1 protein-coding gene and 1 tRNA gene are annotated in these 1,208 nt (G+C 64.3%); one reads left to right on the top strand and one right to left on the bottom strand.

Annotated features, from left to right (window positions below; genetic code table 11):
* Positions 1 to 2: 2 nt before the first annotated feature.
* Positions 3 to 998, top strand: coding sequence for a glycosyltransferase family 9 protein (locus tag NW853_RS07345; protein WP_414336202.1), 996 nt, complete (start codon positions 3 to 5; stop codon positions 996 to 998).
* Between the two features lie 3 nt (positions 999 to 1,001).
* Here NW853_RS07345 and NW853_RS07340 read toward each other — a convergent pair.
* Positions 1,002 to 1,082, bottom strand: a tRNA-Leu gene (locus NW853_RS07340).
* Between the last annotated feature and the right edge of the window lie 126 nt (positions 1,083 to 1,208).

The raw sequence follows: 1,208 nt of genomic DNA, 5'->3' as shown, positions 1-1,208 counted from the left end.
AGATGGCTTTTCGAGACGCGGCTTTGGCCCCCCGCATTTTGGCTTTGGTGCCGGGGGGGATTGGCGACCAGATTTTGTTTTTTCCCACCTTGGCCAGTTTGCGGCAGCGCTATCCAGAGGCGGAGCTGGCGGTGCTGGTGGAGCCGCGGGCGGCGGCGGCCTATGAGGTTTGCCCCTCGGTCAATCGGGTGCTGACCTTCCCGTTCAAGCAGCAGCTCTCGTTGGCAGACCTCAGCGACCTGCTGGGGCGGATTCGGGAGCGGCCGTACGACGCGGTGCTGAGCCTGGGCCGAAGCTTGGGGGTGAAGCTGCTGCTCTGGCTGACCGGGATCCCCAAGCGGGTGGGCTATGCGCCGCCGGGGCCAGGCCGGCCTTGGCTCACCGACCCGGTGCCCCTGAAGCCGGCCCAATATGCCGCCAACATGTACCACGACCTGGTGCAGGGGTTTGGCATTGTGGCGCCGGCGGGCTTGCCTCAGATTCGCCTCAAAAAAACAGACCTGGAGTGGGCGGAGCAAGAGCGCCGGCGCCTGCTGGGGGACGCCGCCCAAGACTATGTGCTGTTGCATCCGGGGGCCAGCCAACTGTCGCAGGAGAAGGGCATTCAGAAGCTCTATCCCCCTGAGAAGTGGGTGAAGGTGGTCAGGGGCTTTCGGGAGAAGCGGCCGGAGCTGCCCTTGGTGCTGGTGTTGGGGCCAGAGGATGAGCAGTTGGCAAAAGGGTTTTTGTCGCAACTGCCGGATCTGGCGGTGAGCCGCCCTGCCCAGCTGGGGCAACTGGCGGCCTTGATTGGTGGGGCAACGCTGCTGTTGTGTGTGGATAGCGCTCCCATGCATCTGGGGGTGGCGACGCAGACGCCGCTGCTGGCGCTGTTTGGGCCGACTGAACCGGAACGGCTGCTGCCGGCTGAAGGGCCGTTTCGGTTCCTCAAGGCGGCCAATGGGGCGATGGAGTCGATTGTGCCGGAGCAGATTCTGCAGGTGATCTTTCCTGGTTAGGGATGCGGACGAAGGGACTTGAACCCTTACGCCTTGCGGCACTAGATCCTAAGTCTAGCGCGTCTGCCGTTCCGCCACGTCCGCTGTTGTCCCTCATGCTAACCCGGCAACCGGGCAACGGCGACCTGCAGGTCATCGGTAGCGTCCAAAACCACCCAGCCTTGCCCCACCGTCTGGTGCCACAACTCAAAGTGCAAGTGGGGCCCCGTC

This window comes from Synechococcus sp. H55.11 (assembly GCF_047462475.1).
GTDB lineage: Bacteria > Cyanobacteriota > Cyanobacteriia > Thermostichales > Thermostichaceae > Thermostichus.
The sequence above is the reverse complement of the archived record's forward strand: the minus strand, read 5'-3'. Positions and strand labels throughout refer to the sequence as shown.